The sequence below is a fragment of the Burkholderia sp. Se-20373 genome (genome assembly GCF_017104705.1).
Classification (GTDB): Bacteria; Pseudomonadota; Gammaproteobacteria; order Burkholderiales; family Burkholderiaceae; genus Burkholderia.
The window spans coordinates 39,257-56,032 of the sequence record NZ_JAAGPH010000018.1 but is presented as its reverse complement, the minus strand read 5'-3'; the positions used below and the strand labels follow the sequence as shown (position 1 = coordinate 56,032).

14 protein-coding genes and 1 pseudogene are annotated in these 16,776 nt (G+C 64.6%); 9 read left to right on the top strand and 6 right to left on the bottom strand.

Annotated features, from left to right (window positions below; genetic code table 11):
- Nucleotides 1–70: 70 nt before the first annotated feature.
- From G3N96_RS09295 to G3N96_RS09285, 3 genes are all read right to left on the bottom strand, one after another.
- Nucleotides 71–880, bottom strand: a complete 810-nt coding sequence (locus tag G3N96_RS09295; protein WP_124495879.1) for a TlpA disulfide reductase family protein — start codon at nt 878–880, stop codon at nt 71–73.
- Between the two features lie 567 nt (nt 881–1,447).
- Nucleotides 1,448–2,038: a DUF4410 domain-containing protein gene (locus tag G3N96_RS09290; RefSeq protein WP_047851953.1), complete on the bottom strand. Its 591-nt coding sequence runs from the start codon at nt 2,036–2,038 to the stop codon at nt 1,448–1,450.
- Nucleotides 2,039–2,261: 223 nt separating this feature from the next.
- Complete coding sequence (locus G3N96_RS09285; RefSeq protein WP_206137019.1) at nt 2,262–3,269, bottom strand: hypothetical protein; 1,008 nt, start codon at nt 3,267–3,269, stop codon at nt 2,262–2,264.
- A gap of 193 nt (nt 3,270–3,462) precedes the next feature.
- Between G3N96_RS09285 and G3N96_RS09280 the strand changes: the two genes are divergently transcribed.
- On the top strand, nt 3,463–4,188 hold the full coding sequence (locus G3N96_RS09280) for a class I SAM-dependent methyltransferase (RefSeq protein WP_047851951.1): 726 nt from the start codon (nt 3,463–3,465) through the stop codon (nt 4,186–4,188).
- A gap of 158 nt (nt 4,189–4,346) precedes the next feature.
- Here G3N96_RS09280 and G3N96_RS09275 read toward each other — a convergent pair whose 3' ends face one another.
- From G3N96_RS09275 to G3N96_RS09265, 3 genes are all read right to left on the bottom strand, one after another.
- Nucleotides 4,347–4,823 (bottom strand): GNAT family N-acetyltransferase, encoded by a 477-nt coding sequence (locus G3N96_RS09275; protein ID WP_175866956.1) that lies wholly within the window; start codon nt 4,821–4,823, stop codon nt 4,347–4,349.
- Between the two features lie 286 nt (nt 4,824–5,109).
- Nucleotides 5,110–6,111 (bottom strand): zinc-dependent alcohol dehydrogenase family protein, encoded by a 1,002-nt coding sequence (locus G3N96_RS09270; protein ID WP_175018803.1) that lies wholly within the window; start codon nt 6,109–6,111, stop codon nt 5,110–5,112.
- 62 nt (nt 6,112–6,173) lie between these two features.
- Nucleotides 6,174–6,476 (bottom strand): metalloregulator ArsR/SmtB family transcription factor, encoded by a 303-nt coding sequence (locus tag G3N96_RS09265; protein ID WP_089428545.1) that lies wholly within the window; start codon nt 6,474–6,476, stop codon nt 6,174–6,176.
- A 164-nt stretch (nt 6,477–6,640) separates the two neighbouring features.
- On the opposite strand from G3N96_RS09265, the gene G3N96_RS09260 reads away from it, so the two are divergent.
- The 8 genes and pseudogenes from G3N96_RS09260 (at nt 6,641) to G3N96_RS09225 (ending at nt 16,687) form a co-directional block, all read left to right on the top strand.
- Nucleotides 6,641–7,555 (top strand): RES family NAD+ phosphorylase, encoded by a 915-nt coding sequence (locus G3N96_RS09260; RefSeq protein ID WP_206137018.1) that lies wholly within the window; start codon nt 6,641–6,643, stop codon nt 7,553–7,555.
- 287 nt (nt 7,556–7,842) lie between these two features.
- Nucleotides 7,843–8,229, top strand: a pseudogene (locus tag G3N96_RS09255) (ShlB/FhaC/HecB family hemolysin secretion/activation protein); the annotation flags it as partial.
- Nucleotides 8,230–8,503: 274 nt separating this feature from the next.
- The gene (locus tag G3N96_RS09250) at nt 8,504–8,803 is read left to right on the top strand and encodes a metalloregulator ArsR/SmtB family transcription factor (protein WP_034181860.1); all 300 of its coding nucleotides are present in this window, start codon (nt 8,504–8,506) and stop codon (nt 8,801–8,803) included.
- Between the two features lie 20 nt (nt 8,804–8,823).
- Nucleotides 8,824–10,176 carry a pyridoxal-dependent decarboxylase gene (locus G3N96_RS09245; protein ID WP_206137017.1) on the top strand — a complete coding sequence of 451 codons (1,353 nt, stop codon included), beginning with the start codon at nt 8,824–8,826 and terminating at the stop codon, nt 10,174–10,176.
- Nucleotides 10,177–10,287: 111 nt separating this feature from the next.
- The gene (locus G3N96_RS09240; protein ID WP_206137016.1) at nt 10,288–10,716 is read left to right on the top strand and encodes a hypothetical protein; all 429 of its coding nucleotides are present in this window, start codon (nt 10,288–10,290) and stop codon (nt 10,714–10,716) included.
- On the top strand, nt 10,686–11,153 hold the full coding sequence (locus G3N96_RS09235) for a cupin domain-containing protein (protein ID WP_206137015.1): 468 nt from the start codon (nt 10,686–10,688) through the stop codon (nt 11,151–11,153). The genes G3N96_RS09240 and G3N96_RS09235 overlap by 31 nt, the downstream gene beginning before the upstream one ends.
- A 328-nt stretch (nt 11,154–11,481) precedes the next feature.
- Nucleotides 11,482–13,953, top strand: coding sequence for a GH92 family glycosyl hydrolase (locus tag G3N96_RS09230; protein WP_206137014.1), 2,472 nt, complete (start codon nt 11,482–11,484; stop codon nt 13,951–13,953).
- Between the two features lie 67 nt (nt 13,954–14,020).
- Nucleotides 14,021–16,687, top strand: coding sequence for a GH92 family glycosyl hydrolase (locus G3N96_RS09225; protein ID WP_206137013.1), 2,667 nt, complete (start codon nt 14,021–14,023; stop codon nt 16,685–16,687).
- The last annotated feature ends 89 nt before the right edge of the window (nt 16,688–16,776 follow it).

Here is a 16,776-nt window from a genome sequence, read left to right as displayed (position 1 = left end):
TGGCTGTTCGTGGTCGAAGCGCGGATGTGACGAAGCGGCGCGGCGGCGCTTTCCGGGCAGCCACCGGGCACTACTGCCCGAAGCGCTGTGTGACGGTGTCCTTCAGCCGCGCGGCGGAGATCTCGCCCATGTGCGATTCGACGAGATTGCCCTTCGCGTCGAAGAAGAGCGTCGTCGGCAGCCCGCGCGAACCGTAGGTTTTCATCGCGCGCAGCGTGCGATCGAGCAGCACGTGATCGAACCGCAGCCCTTTTTGTTCGAGGAACGCGCGCACCGCTTGCGCGTCTTCGCCCTGGTTGACCATCAGCACCGTCATCCCCGGATGATCCTGCTGCGCTTGGGCGAGGATCGGCATTTCGCGCTGGCACGGCGGGCACCATGTCGCCCAAAGATTCACGACGACGGGCTTGCCCGCGAAGCGCTGCACCGGCACCGGCGTGGCATCGAGCGCTTCGAGCTGCAACGCGGCGAGCGGCGGCGCGCCATGCTGCAACGTGGCGAGCGTGCCTTGCGCGATCCCCCATGCGGCCACACCGGCGAGCATCCCGGCCATCACCGGGCGACGCAGCGCGGGCAGGCGGCGCAGGCGCCAGCCCGCGAACACGATTCCCGCTGCGAGGCCGATGCGCCAGTCGAAGCCGCCGTCGCCGAGCGCGATGATCGAGCGCGGCGCGGCGGCGTATTCGTGCCACCACTGCGCGACGTAGCCGATACGCGCGGCGAGCAGGCCGAACAGCAACGCATCGAGGATCAGGCTCGGTGCGGTCTTGTGATGTCCGTCCGGCGGGCGGCGCTGGATGAAGCGTGCGACGAGCCACGCCAACAGCGCGGCGACGGCTACCGCGACGACTCGGATCGAGAAGGGACCAATGCTCAGCATGAAAGGGGGAACGTGATCGAGCGGGGCTGGAGAGGGGATTGTCCGCCACGGCGATGAAGCCGTCGACGGTCGTGCGGCGATTCGACAGGTTGCCGCGGATGGGGGTTCCCGTCGAGAACGTAACGGCGCGTTGCGGATTCGATGGAGGAGGCAGGCTCAGGACGCCGCGATTTTCAGGCGGGCAGGCCGTCTGAAAATCAGACCAGTCTGATGGTCAGCGGAATGGCGTTCATCAACAATATTCAGGCCGGTGTGGTGTGGTGTCCTCCGGTATCCCGAACAGGGATCTCTCCTTGACGGCCGCTCTGCTCCCCCGGAGCGGCCGATTTTTTATCGTCGCGCGTGCGGGCGTGAATGCCCGGTGGCGGCCGGTGGGCGCGGCCGCGATCCGATCATATCGGCTGATTCAACGGAATAGGACCGCTGCCAGATGCGAGCACCGGGCATTCACTCGCGCATTGCATGACGCTTGGTTCGCGACCGACGAGACCATTCGCTGGCGGTGGCATGTGATTCACGGCCGTTGCCCGACGGACCGCGGATCCGTGATCCGTCGGGCGGCGGGTCTTACAGCTTCTTCGATGCTGCCGGTGCCGCGTCGGCCTGTGTGGCCGCGGCCGCCGGATCGAGCGTCGCGAGCGTCTTCTCGGTGAATTTCTCGTACAGCCAGTCCAGGCGCAGGCTGTCGATGCCGGCGATGCCGCCGAGCGCATACGACGCCGACACCTTGAAGCGGTCGACCGGGTGATTGTCGGCGTCGGTGAGCGTCACGGTGCCGTTAACGTGATCGTTGCCCGCCATGAAGCCGAACATTACCGCCGTGAAGCTCGAGCGCACGCGAATGTCGTTGACTTCGACGTTCAGGTGCATCGCATCGGTCGAACCGGCCGTTGCCAGCAGCTTGCGTGCCGCCAGTGCGCTTTCGATTTTCCCTTTCAGATTCTCGGGGCTGAATTTCAGATTGTCTTTCAGCGCTTCCTGGGCGGCATGGTCGAGCGTGACTTGCACGATCACGGGTTTCGAGCCGAATTTGGGCATCGATGCCGTCGCGATGGCCCCTGCCTGATCGCCGGCGTCGCGTGTCACGCTGCTCGCGCAGCCTGAGAGGAAGCCGATCGTCACCAATGCCAGAGCGGCATGACGGAATACAGATTTCATGATTTGGTCTTTTTTAGTTCGGGTTATTGGAGATGGCTCTGTGGCCGGGCGGAAATCTAACACCGGGCGCATCAATTCAAAACGTCGAATAAATCGGCGATCGAGTCGGCATGGCTTCATCGCCGCGTTTGGCGTGCATGAAATTAGCCGGCGACTGCGTGGCGAAAGATTTCTCACACCCGCGAGCGGGGCTTGCCGTCGCGGCGCGAGCCGCCGCGGCCACTCATTGCCCGGTACCGGACACCGCCCCGCCGAGCCGATAGGCAGTGAAGAACTCGTACCACGGCGAGCCTTGTGCAGCCGGCACGTCGAGCGCCGCTGTCCGCCGCTTCAACGCCCCGAACACGTCGTTGATCCGCGCCGTCTGCCCCGCATCGTTGAACGGATAAGGCCGCGCCCGGCCAGCCGCGAATGCGCCATACGCGATCGCGAGCAGGCGCGTGGTGTCGTCGGTCGACGCAATCGAGCCGTTGATCATTTCCGTGAAGCGCGGCCGGTCTTCGGCGCGTGATCCGGCGAGGCACAGGAACACGATCGCCGACAGCTCGTGCAGATCTTTCACCCGCAGCAGCCCCGGCAGCCTCGCGACGATTCGCTCTACCGGTTCATCGCGCAGTGCATCGCTTAAGTCGAGCACGGCGGTCATCGGATTCGCGTCCGCTTTCAGTCGATCGAGCGCCGACGATACGGCCGACGCGCTCGCCACGCCCGGCGACGCTGTCGGAGCCACCCGCAGCGCATCGGCCACCTGCTGCGTCCATTCCGGAAAGATCATCCGCACGTTGCCGAACTGCTCGCCGCCTTCCGCGGCCGGATTCCATCGATACACGATCGTGCCGCCGCGAATGAACGGCGAATACAGGTGCTCGGGCGTTTGCGGCAGCGGCCGCCGGTTGATCGGCAGCCACGCGAGCGTCAGCCAGTCGTAGCGGCCGGTGGCGGGCACGGAAGGGCTCGAACTCGCGACGACCTGCCACGTGCCGCGATTCACATAGCGGCGTCGCGCGTCGGGCACCGGGACGGCCTGGCCTTTCGCGGTGTCGAAGTAGGTCGTGCCGGTCACGTTCGTGCCGCTGTCCGCGGCCGGCGTGACGGTGGAGATGACCCACGACACGCCGTCTGCCGCACGGTAGTCGGACGGCTTCAGCGTCGCGACGTCATGCACCATGCGCGTTTCGGCCGCGACGGGGCTCGGGGGGAGGTTGGCGGGCGCGGCCAGGATGCTCGGCATGGGATGTCCTCGGAATCGGGTGCGCATCGTCGAGCGGCAGCGACGCGCGGCGGCGCGGATTGTTTTATGTCACTGTAGAACGTCGCCGCCGTAAACGGAAACCGGCCGCGCGGCGCACCCCGCTCACGCGTTTGGCCGCTTCGGCTTACCATGCGCATCCTGAGCCAACGACGCACACCGGGCGGGACCGCACATGACCGACACGAAAGCCATCACGGAGCACTGGACACAGGTCGCCGACCAATGGATCGGCTGGGCCGGCAAGCCGGGGCACGACGCGTTCTGGAAATACCGCGCGGGGCTCGCCGCCTATATCGGCCGCGACACCGGCCGCGCACTGGAAATCGGCTGCGGCGAAGGCCGCGTGAGCCGCGAGCTGAAGGCGCTCGGCTACGACGTGACCGCGACCGACGTGGTGCCCGCGATGCTCGACGCCGCGCGTCACGCGGATTCCGCGCATCGCTACGAGCTGGCCGATGCGGCGTCGCTGCCGTTCGACGCGGCCAGCTTCGATCTCGTGATGGCGTACAACGTGCTGATGGATCTCGACGACATGCAGCGTGCGTTGAACGAGGCGCGCCGCGTGCTGAAGCCGGGCGGGACGCTGTTCATCTCGCTCGTCCATCCGTTCCGCGATCGCGGCGGCTTCGCGGGGCCGCAACCCGATGCGCCGTTCGTGCTGAAGGGCAGCTATTTCGGGCGCGAGCATTTCGATGGCGTGGAAACGCGCGACGGGCTGTCGATGCACTTCGCGGGCTGGTCGCTGCCGCTGCAGGCATACATGGAGGCGCTGGAAGCGGCCGGGTTCGCGATCGTGTCGCTGCGCGAGCCCCCGCCTGACCAGGCCGATACGGACCAGTTGAAGCAGTGGGCGCGCGTGCCGCTGTTTCTTTGGATCAAGGCGCGGCCGGTAGCGTGAATTGGTCGCCCCGAGGACACACAAATCGACCGAAAGGATGAACTTGTATCCCCGGGGCTACCGGATTTGCCGAAACGGCTGTTCCCGAACGGGATCACGGCCTTCAATCGGGTAGCGCAATCCACGAGATGGCACTTGCCCGCCTCTCGCCGTTCCGCTCAGCGCGACAACTCCTTCCGATAAAGCACAGCCCCCGGCTTTGCCGCGACGGTGTCATAGAGCCGCATCGCCGTGTGGTTCGTCTCGTGAGTCTGCCAGTACACGCGTTCGGCGCGATGCGCGCGCGCGGCGTCGTACACGGCTTCGATCAGCGCGCGGCCGACGCCTTTGCCGCGCTCGCTGTCGAGCGTGAACAGGTCCTGCAGGTAGCAGGTCGGCCCGATATGTGTCGTGCTGCGGTGATACAGGAAATGCACGAGTCCGACGAGCCTGCCGGCGCGCTCCGCGACGAGCGCGTGCACGGGTTCGTAACCGTCGAAGAAGCGCGACCACGTGAGCTGCGTGACCCGCAGCGGCAGGGCCGTGTCGTCGAAGCGGCCGTAGAAGCGGTTGTAGCCGTCCCACAGCGGCAGCCACTGGTCGTAGTCGTTTTCCGTGACCGCGCGTACGGTCAGTCCGGTGTCGTTGGCATTCATGTTGGCGGACCTGTCGAGGAGAGGAGGGCGCGCCGCCGTTCCGGCCGGCGCGTCGCAGGTCTCCACGATAGGAAGCTCACGGCTCCATGGGTAGGCCCATGATGACGGCATTTCATGGTGCCACGATCAGCACGATTCTTGCGATGTTGACCGTCAGCCAAAGCCAGCGGCGAATCACGTCGGCTGCGCTCGGGTCTGTGAGGTTCAGCTCAGTGCATCCTTGAGCCGCGGGCCCATATCACCGCGAATTCCGCGCCACTCCCTACGGTCAACATGCAAGAAAAAGTCACGCCTCTTGGGAGCCGGCACCACGTTCGGAATGAGCCGACGGCTCGACCGCAATCGCGATTTTTCCTCGAACACCGTTGTTGGGACGCTCCAGCAGGGCATGCGCGAGCGGAACGTCGGCAAGGGAATAGACGGCACCAACGTGTGGCCGCAGCTGTCCACGCTCGATCAAGGCGCTCAATTCATCAAGCTTGCCGCGGTTTTGTCGCGTGAACACGAAGTGATAACTCGCGTTCTTGCCCCAGGCCTGAATGACGTTTTGCGGCTGGGCGATGTCCACGATCGTGACGACGCGGCCAAGCTGGGCGAGCGCATCGGGGCTGCGCGACAGGGTGTTGCCGCCGATGGTGTCGAACACGACATCGACGCCGCGGCCACCGGTGTCTCGCATGACGGCGTCGACGTAATCGTCCTTTTCGTAGTCGATGACCCTATCGGCACCCAGGCTTCGGGCGAACTCGGCGTTTGCTTCGCGCACGGTCGTGAACACCCTTGCGCCGATGGCTTTGGCGAGCTGGATCGCCACATGGCCGACGCCTCCCGCGCCGCCGTGTACCAGAATGCTCTCCCCCACGCGCAGCGCCGCACGCACGACCAGTGCTTCCCAAACGGTCCCGCCAACCAGCGTCAGGCTTGCCGCTTCGAGATGGCTCAGCGACGGTGGCTTCTTCCCGACGATGCTGTCGGCAGCCACGTGGTACTCGGCATAGCTGCCAGGCCCGTTGAAGATTTGCGGGGTGTACCAGACCTCGTCTCCTGGAGAGAAGGCCGTCACACCCGGCCCGACGGCTTCGACCACGCCGGATACGTCGTGTCCGGTAATGGCCGGAAGTGGCACCAGGTCCGGATAGTCGCCCCGTCGGACCTGGTAATCCAATGGGTTGATGGAGGTGGCATGTACCCGGACCAGGACTTGTCCCGCGTGTGGCACCGGCTTGGGCACGTCGCCCAGTTCGAATGATTCCGGGCCGCCAAATGACTTGAGCAACAGCGCTTTCATTGCAGATCCTTGTTTCGATAAAAAGGGATATCGGGAATTATCGATTTAATGGGGCAAAAAAATTACAGATCTTTCCCGATGGCCTTGGCCAGCGCACTGATGGCTGCTTCGTTACGCTTGTAGTAGGTCCACTGGCCGATACGCCTGACTTCCACCAGGCCGGCTCGTTGCAGCGTCGCAAGGTAGTCGGACACCGTGGACTGCGATAGCCCGACGCCTTCCTGAATACTGCTGACGCAGACGCCCACCGTGTGAACGTCCCCTTCATCCTGCGGCGGGAAGTTCTTCACGGGGTCCTTCAAACCCTGCAGGATTTCAAGGCGAGTCCGGTTCGAGAGGGCTTTGAAGATATCGAGCAATTCCATGGGGGGCGAGTATATCGAGATTTACCGATATGTCAATGTGATCGACCGCCGCCGTTTTGTCGAGTCTGGATGGTTCCGGGGCAACGCTCGAATTTGCAAGCCTCCCGTGAAAAGGGAGGCCGTCGGCGCTCAACGTTCCGGACAATGACCCGAATAAGGCCGCGTTGCAAAAGATTCAAAACGACGGCGCGCAGTACACGTACGAAAAAAATGTGCTGAAGAAAGCCGGTGCATTCGACGGCTATGGAGACCTGGACCGCTTATCCGATACCTACGATCGAAACCAGGTCTCCAATCGTCTTGTGGGTGCCGTTCAGGGCGTTGGAAGCGTGGCGGTTGCGGCAGGCGCAGTGACGGGCGGATGCGCGTCAGTGGCAGGCTGTGCGCTCGGTGCGGCCATTGCGGTAGGCGCGGTCGACTATGCAAAGTCAGGCTTCACCCAGATGATGTCGGTCAATTTGACGCCGACCTATGGCGAGCAAGCCTTGCAAAGCCTCGGTATGAGCCCGACGGGGGCAGCACTGGTCTATGGCGCGCTTAACCTCGGAGGCGCTGCGGTTCAAACGGTAATCGCTGGCCGTGCAATTGATGCAACTGCTGCCGCGAACGCTTGGGCGAAGGGGACGTATACTGGTTCAAGTAGCGCAGAATATTCGGGGCCTCTATATCGTTATCAGTTGCCAAAGTATGCTGATGATACATGGAATCTCTTTGATGGAAGCGTAGATTTAAATCACTGCTATTCACCTAAAGGGGTTGGTGCGGTTTATACATCGACTTCACAGCAGGCTGCATATAATGAGGTTGCTAGTTATGCCCCGCTAAATGGGAAGGTGCTTGTAACCAAGAATTTTGTAATTAACAACGTGCTGGATCTGACCGATCCAGCCGCACGTCAAGCATTAGGGGTGACCCTGGATCAGATTACGCAGCCGAGTCACGGAGGTACTTCTTATGATGCGACACAAGCTATCAGCAATTGGGCGCGGCAGCAAGGTTATCAGGCAATTTTGGCACCGTCTGCTCAAAATCCTGGGGGTGTCAACCTGGTTTCGTTCCAGTCGTTGGGAAAGCACTGAGATGGAAGATTTTCCGAAAGGATGGGAGGATGTCGTTAAGTTCATGAGGACCAAATGGATTGATAACGACATAACGAGAGAGCTTTCTCGTCGCGTTTCAGATCCGGAAATTGCAGTTGTTATTTGGGGGTGTATGGAAGACGATTCACTTCCGTGGTTGGATTACAAGATGCCAGCGGCAGGGCGAAAAAAGCCGATCGATCTTCTGAAATCGGAGAAAGGAAGGGCGGAGATTCGATGGATACTAATATCCAATCCATGGTGGCCGGCGTTGGGAAAGCGAAGCGACCTTCCACGGACAATACACGGGTAACACGCTGTACTACATCGACGACCTGACGATCGGCAGCCGTTACACGGTGCGCGGATTCGACGGGGAAACCATGCTGGCCGCCTCCCGCGGCTTTTACTGGCGCAACGAACTGCAGGCGCCGATCGGCCAAGCCGGGCAGGCGGTATATGCGGGCATCGACTACGGCCGCGTGTGGGGCCCGCAGCCGGTCACACTCGTCGGCACGCAACTGGCCGGTGCCGTGATCGGCGTGAAGGGCAGCGTCGCGACCCGATTGGGCGCCTACGGTTACGACCTGTTTGCCGGCACGCCGATCTACAAGCCATCGGGATTCCCGACGGTACGAGTGACAGTGGGTTTTCAGGTCACGGCACAGTTCTGATGACGGAGTAAACGCCGATACCCGGCCCGCTATCGGTTGAGATGGCACTGGCCGGGATCGTCGCGATCTTGATCTGCGTCGTTGCTTTTTTCAGGTAGCCTGCCTGGCACTGGAGTATCAGCGCCCCAGAACTGTCGTAGTCGCTGAAGCGTAAAAGAGTAACTATCGATGGCAGGGGGGCGTTGCGGCCGTCGTGAAAATCCCCCGCCAAACCGATTGCACACATTTCGTCATTTAGCTAATATTCGAAACGTTAATCGAGCTCCGCACTCTCATGGACGACGTCACCCGCATCAGCGCACTGGCCAACGAAAGCCGCCTGGCCGTGATGCGCTGGCTCAAGCAGCCGCGCAAGCATTTCCCGCCGCAGCCGCACGGCGATTTCGACGAACTCGGCGTGTGCTGCACGTACATCACCGAGAAGCTCGGCATCGCGCCGGCCACGACCACGCGCCACATGCGCATCCTCGCGGATGCCGGGCTCGTGCAGGCGACCCGCGTCGGCAAGTTCACGTACTACAAGCGGATCGACGGCGCGCTGCAGCAGCTCGGCCGCGATCTCTCGCAACTCTGATTCTCCACGAGGCAACCGACATGGACGAACTTGCATTGCTGGCCGACGCCGACCGGCGCGCGCACGCGTATCTGGCCGCGACGAACGAGCGGCGCGCGTTTCCCGACGCGGCGGCATTGGCCGGCCTGGCGGCGTTCGACGAGCCGCTGCCCGATACGGGCCGCCCGGCCGACGACGTGCTGCGCCTGCTCGACGAGCGCGGCACGCCTGCGACCGTCGCGTCGAACGGCCCGAACTACTTCGGCTTCGTGATCGGCGCCACGTTGCCGGCCGCGGCGGCGGCCGAGCGGTTGATGCTCGCGTGGGACCAGTGCGCGTCGTCATATGCGAATTCACCGGTGGCCGCGACGATCGAGCGCCAGGCCGCGCGCTGGGTCGTCGACGTGCTCGGGTTGCCCGAAGGCAGCGCGGTCGGTTTCGGTACGAGCGCGACGGCCTGCACGCTCGTCGCGCTGGTAGCTGCGCGTCGCGCGCTGCTTGCGCGCAAGGGCTGGGACATCGACGCGGATGGCCTGATCGGTGCACCCGAAGTGAAGGTCGTGATCTCCGAGCTGGCGCACATCACGGTGAAGAAGGCGCTGCGCGTGCTCGGTTTCGGGATGAAGCGCCTCATCGTCGCGCCGGTCGACGTGCACGGCCGGATCGACCCGGCGCAGTTGCCGCCGCTCGACGACATGACGATCCTCTGCGTGCAGGCCGGCGAAGTGAACACCGGCGAGTTCGATCCGTTCGCGGCGCTGATTCCGCCCGCGAAGGCGGCCGGTGCGTGGGTGCACGTCGACGGCGCGTTCGGCCTGTGGGCCCGCGCATCGTCGAAGCGCGCGCTGACGGACGGCATCGACGATGCGGACAGCTGGACCACCGACGGCCACAAGTGGCTCAACACGCCGTACGACGGCGCGATGGTGATCTGCCGCGACGCGGCCGCGCTCGCGACCGCGATGAACAGCGACGCCGTGTACCTGAGCGGCGCGCAGGACGCGCAGAAGAACCTGAACCTCGAGTTCTCGCGGCGTGCGCGCGGCATTCCCGTGTGGGCTGCATTGCGTTCGCTCGGCCGCGCCGGTGTGGCCACGATGGTCGAGCGGCATTGCGCGCAGGCGGCGCGGGTTGCGGACGGCCTGCGTGCCGCCGGCTACGACGTGCTGAACCGCGTCGTGCTGAACCAGGTGCTCGTGCGCGCCGGAACCGACGACGAAACGGCGGCGATCCTCGCGGCCGCGCAGGCGTCGGGTGACGTGTGGTTCGGCGCGACGGTGTGGCAGGGGCGGCCGGCGTTCCGGATCAGCGTGTCGTCGTGGCGCACCGAGGATGCGCACATCGATCGTCTCGTGGCCTTGCTGACGGAGCTACGCGGCGTGCACGTGCGCTGAGCGGAAACGGCAGCGGCAGCGGCAGCGGCGCGCGGAGGCTCACTCACGCGCGCCGCGTTCATCGGGAAGCCGCAGCCGGCGCGGATGATGCGGCGCGCGGCCGCGACCGGCGTGCTTACGGCCGCAAACGGCGTCGTGTTGCTGTACTGGGGGCGGTTGCTGGGCGGCCCGACCGCGATCACGTCGTCCGGCGGGACGCCGTTTCAGATGAACGGCGTGTTCGAACTGTTCTTCGCGGTGCTGCTGCTGTGGGGCGTGATGCGTGAGCGCCATGCGCTCGTCAAGGAGTGGAGCCTGTTCGCCGTGCTCTGCGTGCTGGCGACGTTCGAAGCAGAGGTGAAGAGCGGGCAACGTGGCGGTGCGTCCCGATCACGACGTACCGCCTGTCATTGTTCCGTCGAACCGCGCCCTTGCGCGCAGGAAAATATCGGACAATGGCGGGCACGTGCGCCACGCCGGCTTGGGTGGCTCGCTCGATCGAAGCATGACGCCAACGAGAGAACTCCCCCATGTCGACCTATTCCCCCCGGGAACTGCTGAAGGCCGCGGATATCGCGAAGATGGAACCGACGCGCGCGGTGCATTCGCTGAATCCCAATGCCGTTCGCTTCAAGCGACAACTCAGCGACCTGACCGGCCTGACGCAATTCGGTGTCCACCTGCTCACGCTGATGCCCGGTCACGAATCGGCCGAGTATCACCGTCACCTGTACGAAGAAGAGTTCGTGTACGTGCTGTCCGGCACGGGCGCGGTCACCATCGGCGAGTGCACCGAGGCAATCGGCCCCGGCGATTTCCTGGGCTTTCCGCGCGGCGGTGAAGCGCATACGGTGCAGAACACCGGCGATGCGCCGCTGGAGCTGCTCGTGGGCGGGCAGAGGCTCGAACACGACGTCTGCGAGTATCCGCGACTCGGCAAGCGCCTTTATGTCGCCGGTGAGCTTGAAGACTATGTCGATCTGCCGAAGCAGCCTTGATGGCCAATCGTGCATTCAGTACCCCCATTCCACATAAAAACCGAATCAATTGCATTTTGTTTAGATAAACAAAATAAAAATTCGTAAAAATACGGGGTAGAGAAAACGCGTTTATTTGGGCACGCTTGTGCCCATTATCGGGTCCTGGGCGCCGGTATTTCGACATGCCGGCGCGTCTTTTTCCAGGTGCGCGAATACGGAAATAAGTACACGCCCTCGGGATTTTCGACCGATCGGCCGGGCGCGCGGAATTCATCAAAAGCATCCTGACTAGAAGATCAGTAGTTCGAATCAACATCCTGATTCAAGAACGATACGGAGACAGGCGATGTCGAGGAACTGGGGGTGGAGAACGGCGCTGCTGGCGCTGTGCGTTGTCTTGTCTGCCTGCGGCGGGGATGGCGATTCGCCGTCGATGGCCGCGGCGAACATGTCGGCTGACGCGCAGTCGCAGGGCAATCAGAGCGGCAATGGCGGCAACGACAATAGCAAAGAAAACGACAACAGCAACGGCAACGAAGCGGCAAGGAAAAACGCCGACATTCGCGTCGTGCAATACGTCAATCCGCTGATCGGCACCGACTACGCGACCGACCAGCCGGCCGACCCGGTCGGCTCGGGTCTCGGCGGCGGCACGTTCCCGGGGCCGACGGTGCCGTTCGGGATGATGCAGTGGAGCCCGATGACACCGACCGCCCAATACGACAGCAGCAAGGGCGACGGCTCCGGTTTCTCCGGCGGCTACTGGTACGGCGACACGTCGATCAACGCATTCAGCATCCTGCACCTGAGCGGTACCGGCTGCTGGGCGAACGGCGGCTACCTGAACGTGATGCCGCAGCTCGCGCCTGGCGACGCCGGCGCGCCGGCCAGCTTCAGCCACGCGAACGAAACCGCGCAAGCCGGCTATTACGGCGTCACGCTCGGCAACGGCATCAAGGCGGAGCTGACGACGACGCTGCGCACCGGCTTCGCGCGCTTCACCTATCCGGTACTCGCGCAGGGCCAGCAGGCGACGATCGCGATCGATCCGACCGTGCTGAACAACCGTGCGCAGGGCACGACGAGCGACACGATCAGCCAGGTCGGCGACCGCGCGTTGTCGGGCACGATCGCGGGCGGCGGATTCTGTTGGGCCGGGCATGCGGTGCCCGTCTACTACTACGCGGAATTCAGCCAGCCGTTCGCGGCGAAGCCGGCGCTGTCGAACAACAGCCCGGTGACCGTCACGTTCAATGTCGACCGCAAGCATCCCGACGTGATGATGAAGCTCGGCATCTCGTTCGTCAGCGAAGCGAATGCGAAGGAGAACCTGCGCGCGGAGAATCCGGAAACGGATGCGCAAGGCAGCCGGAACTGGCGTTTCGACAAGGTGCGCGGCGCCGCGAGCGCCGCGTGGAATGCGCGCCTGAACGCGATCCAGGTCACGGGCGGCAGCGACGCCGACAAGACGAAGTTCTACACGGCGCTGTATCACGCGTCGCTGCACCCGAACGTGTTCAACGACGTGAACGGCCAGTACCCGGATTTCTATGCGTCGAACGGCGCAGCGGCCGCGCCGACGCGTCAGGTCGAGAAAGGCCGCACGATGTACGCGAATTTCTCCGGCTGGGACATCGACCGGTCGTTCATCCAGTTGCAGGCGCTGCTCGACCCGGTGCGGACCAGCGACATCGTGCAGTCGCTCGTGCTCGATGCGAAGGCGTGCGGCGCGTTCCCGCGCTGGGCGTACTTCAATACCGAGACGGCCGTGATGCCGGGCGACGCGGGCTCGATCATCGTCGCGAACGCGCATGCGTTCGGCGCGACGAACTTCGATACGCAGGCCGCGCTGTCGATCATGAAGAACAGCACCGCGCCGGGCGCCGCGTGCGCCGGCACGCCGGTGATGGGCAGCCGCGCGGACTACGACCGGCTCGGCTACGTGCCGTCGTCGGGCTCGGGCGACAACCAGACCGCGTCGAACACGCTCGAATACGCGGTGCGCGATTTCGCGGTGTCGCGCTTCGCGGCGGCCCTCGGCGACACGACGACGGCCGGCACGCTGCTGAAGTCGAGCGGCAACTGGCACAACCTGTTCGATCGGGGCGCGATTCAGCCGAAGACGTCGGCTGGTGCATGGGTCACCGACGGCACCGGCTTCATGGAGGGCAATTCCGAGCAGTACACGTGGTACGTGCCGCACGATCTCGCCGGCGTGGTCGCGCAGGCCGGTGGTGCCGCGCCGGTCGTCAAGCGGCTCGACACGTTCTTCACGCACCTGAACATCGGCACCGTGCAGCCGTATTTCTACGTCGGTAACGAGGTGACGATGGCCGTGCCGTGGGTCTATGCGTGGGCCGGCGCGCCGTCGCATACGCAGCGCGTGCTGCACGCGTCGCTCGCCAACGAATTCGGCACCGGCGCGGCCGGGCTGCCGGGCAACGACGATCTCGGCGCGATCTCGGGCTGGTACGTGTGGGCCGCGCTCGGTCTTTATCCGGTCGTGCCGGGCGTTGACGGCGTCGCGCTGTCGAGCCCGCAGTTCGAGAAGATCACGGTGCGCGTCGGGCAGAAGGACGGCAGCTACCGTCTGCTGCACATCGTCGCGCCCGGTGCAGGCTCGGGCGACAGCGCGTCGTTCTATGTGAAGTCGCTGAAGCTGAACGGCGCACCGTACGCGACCGCGTGGCTGCCGTTCAGGCAGATCGCGAAGGGCGGAAAGCTGTCGTACGCGATGACGGCCGACGCGAGCGCCACGACGTGGGGCACCGACGCATCCGCGATGCCGTCGTTCCCGCAAGCGGCCAGCGCGCCGTAGCAGCCAGGGAGATCAACGAGCGGTTCTTGCCGACAGGATCGACGCAGAGAGAGGGAGGGACGAACGGATGAAGCTACGTCATGTGGTGGGTATCGGGTGCCTTGCCGTGTTGTCGGGGTGCGGGGGCGATCAGGGTTCGACGGATGCGAGCGTGCTCGCGCAGCGGTCGAACGCGCAGGGCAACCAGAACGATCGAGGCAACCAGAACGACCAGGGCGATCAGAACGATCAAGGCGAAAACGGCGGCGCGACCAAACGGTCGGTGCTGCACAGCGTCGACCCGATGATCGGCACCGCGAATCTCGACATCAACGCGGACTGGAGCAGCGGCGTGCGGGGCCACGGCCACGTGTACCCGGGCGCGACCGTGCCGTTCGGGATGGTGCAGCTCGGGCCGGACACGACCGGCGGCGCGCACACGCTGCCGTGGAACTGGGATCGCACGTCGGGCTACCAGTACGACGATCCGTTCATCACCGGCTTCACGCATACGCACCTGTCGGGCACCGGCATCGGCTCGGGTGGCGAAGTGCGGTTCCTGCCGACGCTCGCGCCGGTCGATACCGCGACGCTGGCGAAGGTCGCCGCCGATTCGTCGATCACCTACAACGCGTCGTTCAGCCACGACGACGAAACCGCGAGCCCCGGCTATTACCGCGTGAAGATGGCGCCGGTCGGCAGCGGCAACACACCGTGGAACGTGCAGGGCGCGAAAATCCTTGCGGAGATGACGGCCACCGCGCATGCAGGCGTGCATCGCTACATGTATTTCCCGAGCGCGGCCGCGCAGAAGCGCAGCATGATCGTCAGCATCGACAACCCGATCGGCGGCTCGACCGCGAGCGGCAAGATCCAGGTCATCGACGCGCAGACGATCGCCGGCTGGGAGATCACGAACAACTGGGCCAACAACAAGCCGACGTATTTCGTCGCGCGTTTCTCGAAGCCGTTCGATACGAAGCACGTCGCGTTCAGCGCCGACGGCTTCAAGGCCTACCTGACGTTCGCCGACGGCAACGACAGCGGCGGCGCGGTCACCGTGAAGGTCGGCATCTCGCCGTCGAGCATCGCGGATGCGCAGGCCAATCTCGCCGCGGAAGTCGGCGCGAAGTCGTTCGACCAGGTGCGCGGCGCGGCCGAGCGCGTGTGGCGCGCCGCGCTCGACCGGATCCGGATCAAGGGCGGCAGCGCCGACCAGCGGACGATGTTCTACACGTCGCTGTACCGCACGATGCTCGCGCCGACCGTCTACAACAATGCGGACGGCAGCTACGTCGGCACCGATTCGACCAACGACGGCACGACGTCGCCGCCGACCACGAGCAAGCATGCGAATCCGGGCTTCGACTATTCGTCGACGTTCTCGCTGTGGGACACCTTCCGCGCCGAGTCACCGTTGATGACGCTGGTGCAGCCCGAGCGCGTCGACGGCTGGGTGAAGTCGCTGCTCACGCAGTTCAGGCAGAACGGCAAGGGCGAACTGCCGGTGTGGCCGCTCGCGCAGACGGAAACCTTCACGATGGCCGGCCACCCGTCGATCCCGCTGATCGCCGATGCATACCTGAAGCACTTGACGAGCGCGGCCATCGACGACATCTGGACTGCGTTGACGACCACGCAGAACGCGAGCGCGCACGGTTTCGACCAGTATCGGCAGAGCGGCTATGTGACCGCCGGCGACAACGCGTCGGTGTCGACGACGCAGGACTATTCGTTCGACGACTGGGCGACGGCGGCAGTCGGCAAGGCGGCGGGCAAGAGCGCGGCCGACTACCGGCCCTACCTGCAGCGCAGCCAGAACTACCGGAATGTATTCAACCCGGTGCCGAACAACGGCTGGAAGTTTGCGCAGCCGAAGGATGCGCAGGGCAACTGGGTCGCGGGCTTCGATCCGACCGCCGCCGAGAAGACGGACTTCTCCGAATCGAATTCGTGGGTCGATACGTGGAACATCTTCCACGACTTCCCCGGCCTCGTGGCGCTGCTCGGCGGCAAGAGCCAGTTCATCGCGCAGCTCGACCGCACGTTCGATCCGGCCAATCCGCTGACCTTCCTCAACAACCAGGGCTTTCCGGACCTGACCGGACGCAGCGGCCAGTTCTTCGCGGGGAACGAGCCGGCGAACCACTTGCCGTACCTGTACGACGTCGCGGGCATGCCGTCGAAGACGCAGGATCGTGTGCGCACGGTGATGGACGACATGTACTCGCTGACGCTGACGGCCGGCGATCGCGCGCTGCTGAGCGGTGACAGCCTGAAGGCCGCACTGGCCGACCCGCGCCGCGTTCGCGATTCGGCGATTCCCGGCAACGACGATTGCGGGCAGTTGTCCGCGTGGTACGTGCTGTCCGCGCTCGGCATCTATTCGCTGAATCCGGTGGGTGGCGTGTTCTACCTCGGCACGCCGCTGTTCGAGGAGGCGACGATCGACATTCCGGTGGCGTCGGGCGGCGGTGACGGCAAGAACCTGAAGTTCGGCGCGACGCGGCGCTTCAAGGTGAACGCGCATACGGCCGGCGGCGGCGCGCCGTCATCGGTCAATCGCTATGTCCAGTCGGTCAGCCTGAACGGCACGCCGCTGCATCGGCCGTACATCACGTACGACGAGATGAAGGCCGGCGGCACGCTCGATTTCGTGATGGGGTCGACGCCGAACGACGCATGGGTCGGCACCTGGAACGGGCAGGATCCGAACAGCGCGCTCGCGCCGTCGCTGGCGCTGGCAGGCAAGTAGCGGTCGCAAGCGGCCCGTGTGACGCGGGCCGCGTCTCCTTCCACTCATTTGACGGTGCGGGGCGCGGCCGCGAGACAGGAAGCGGCCTG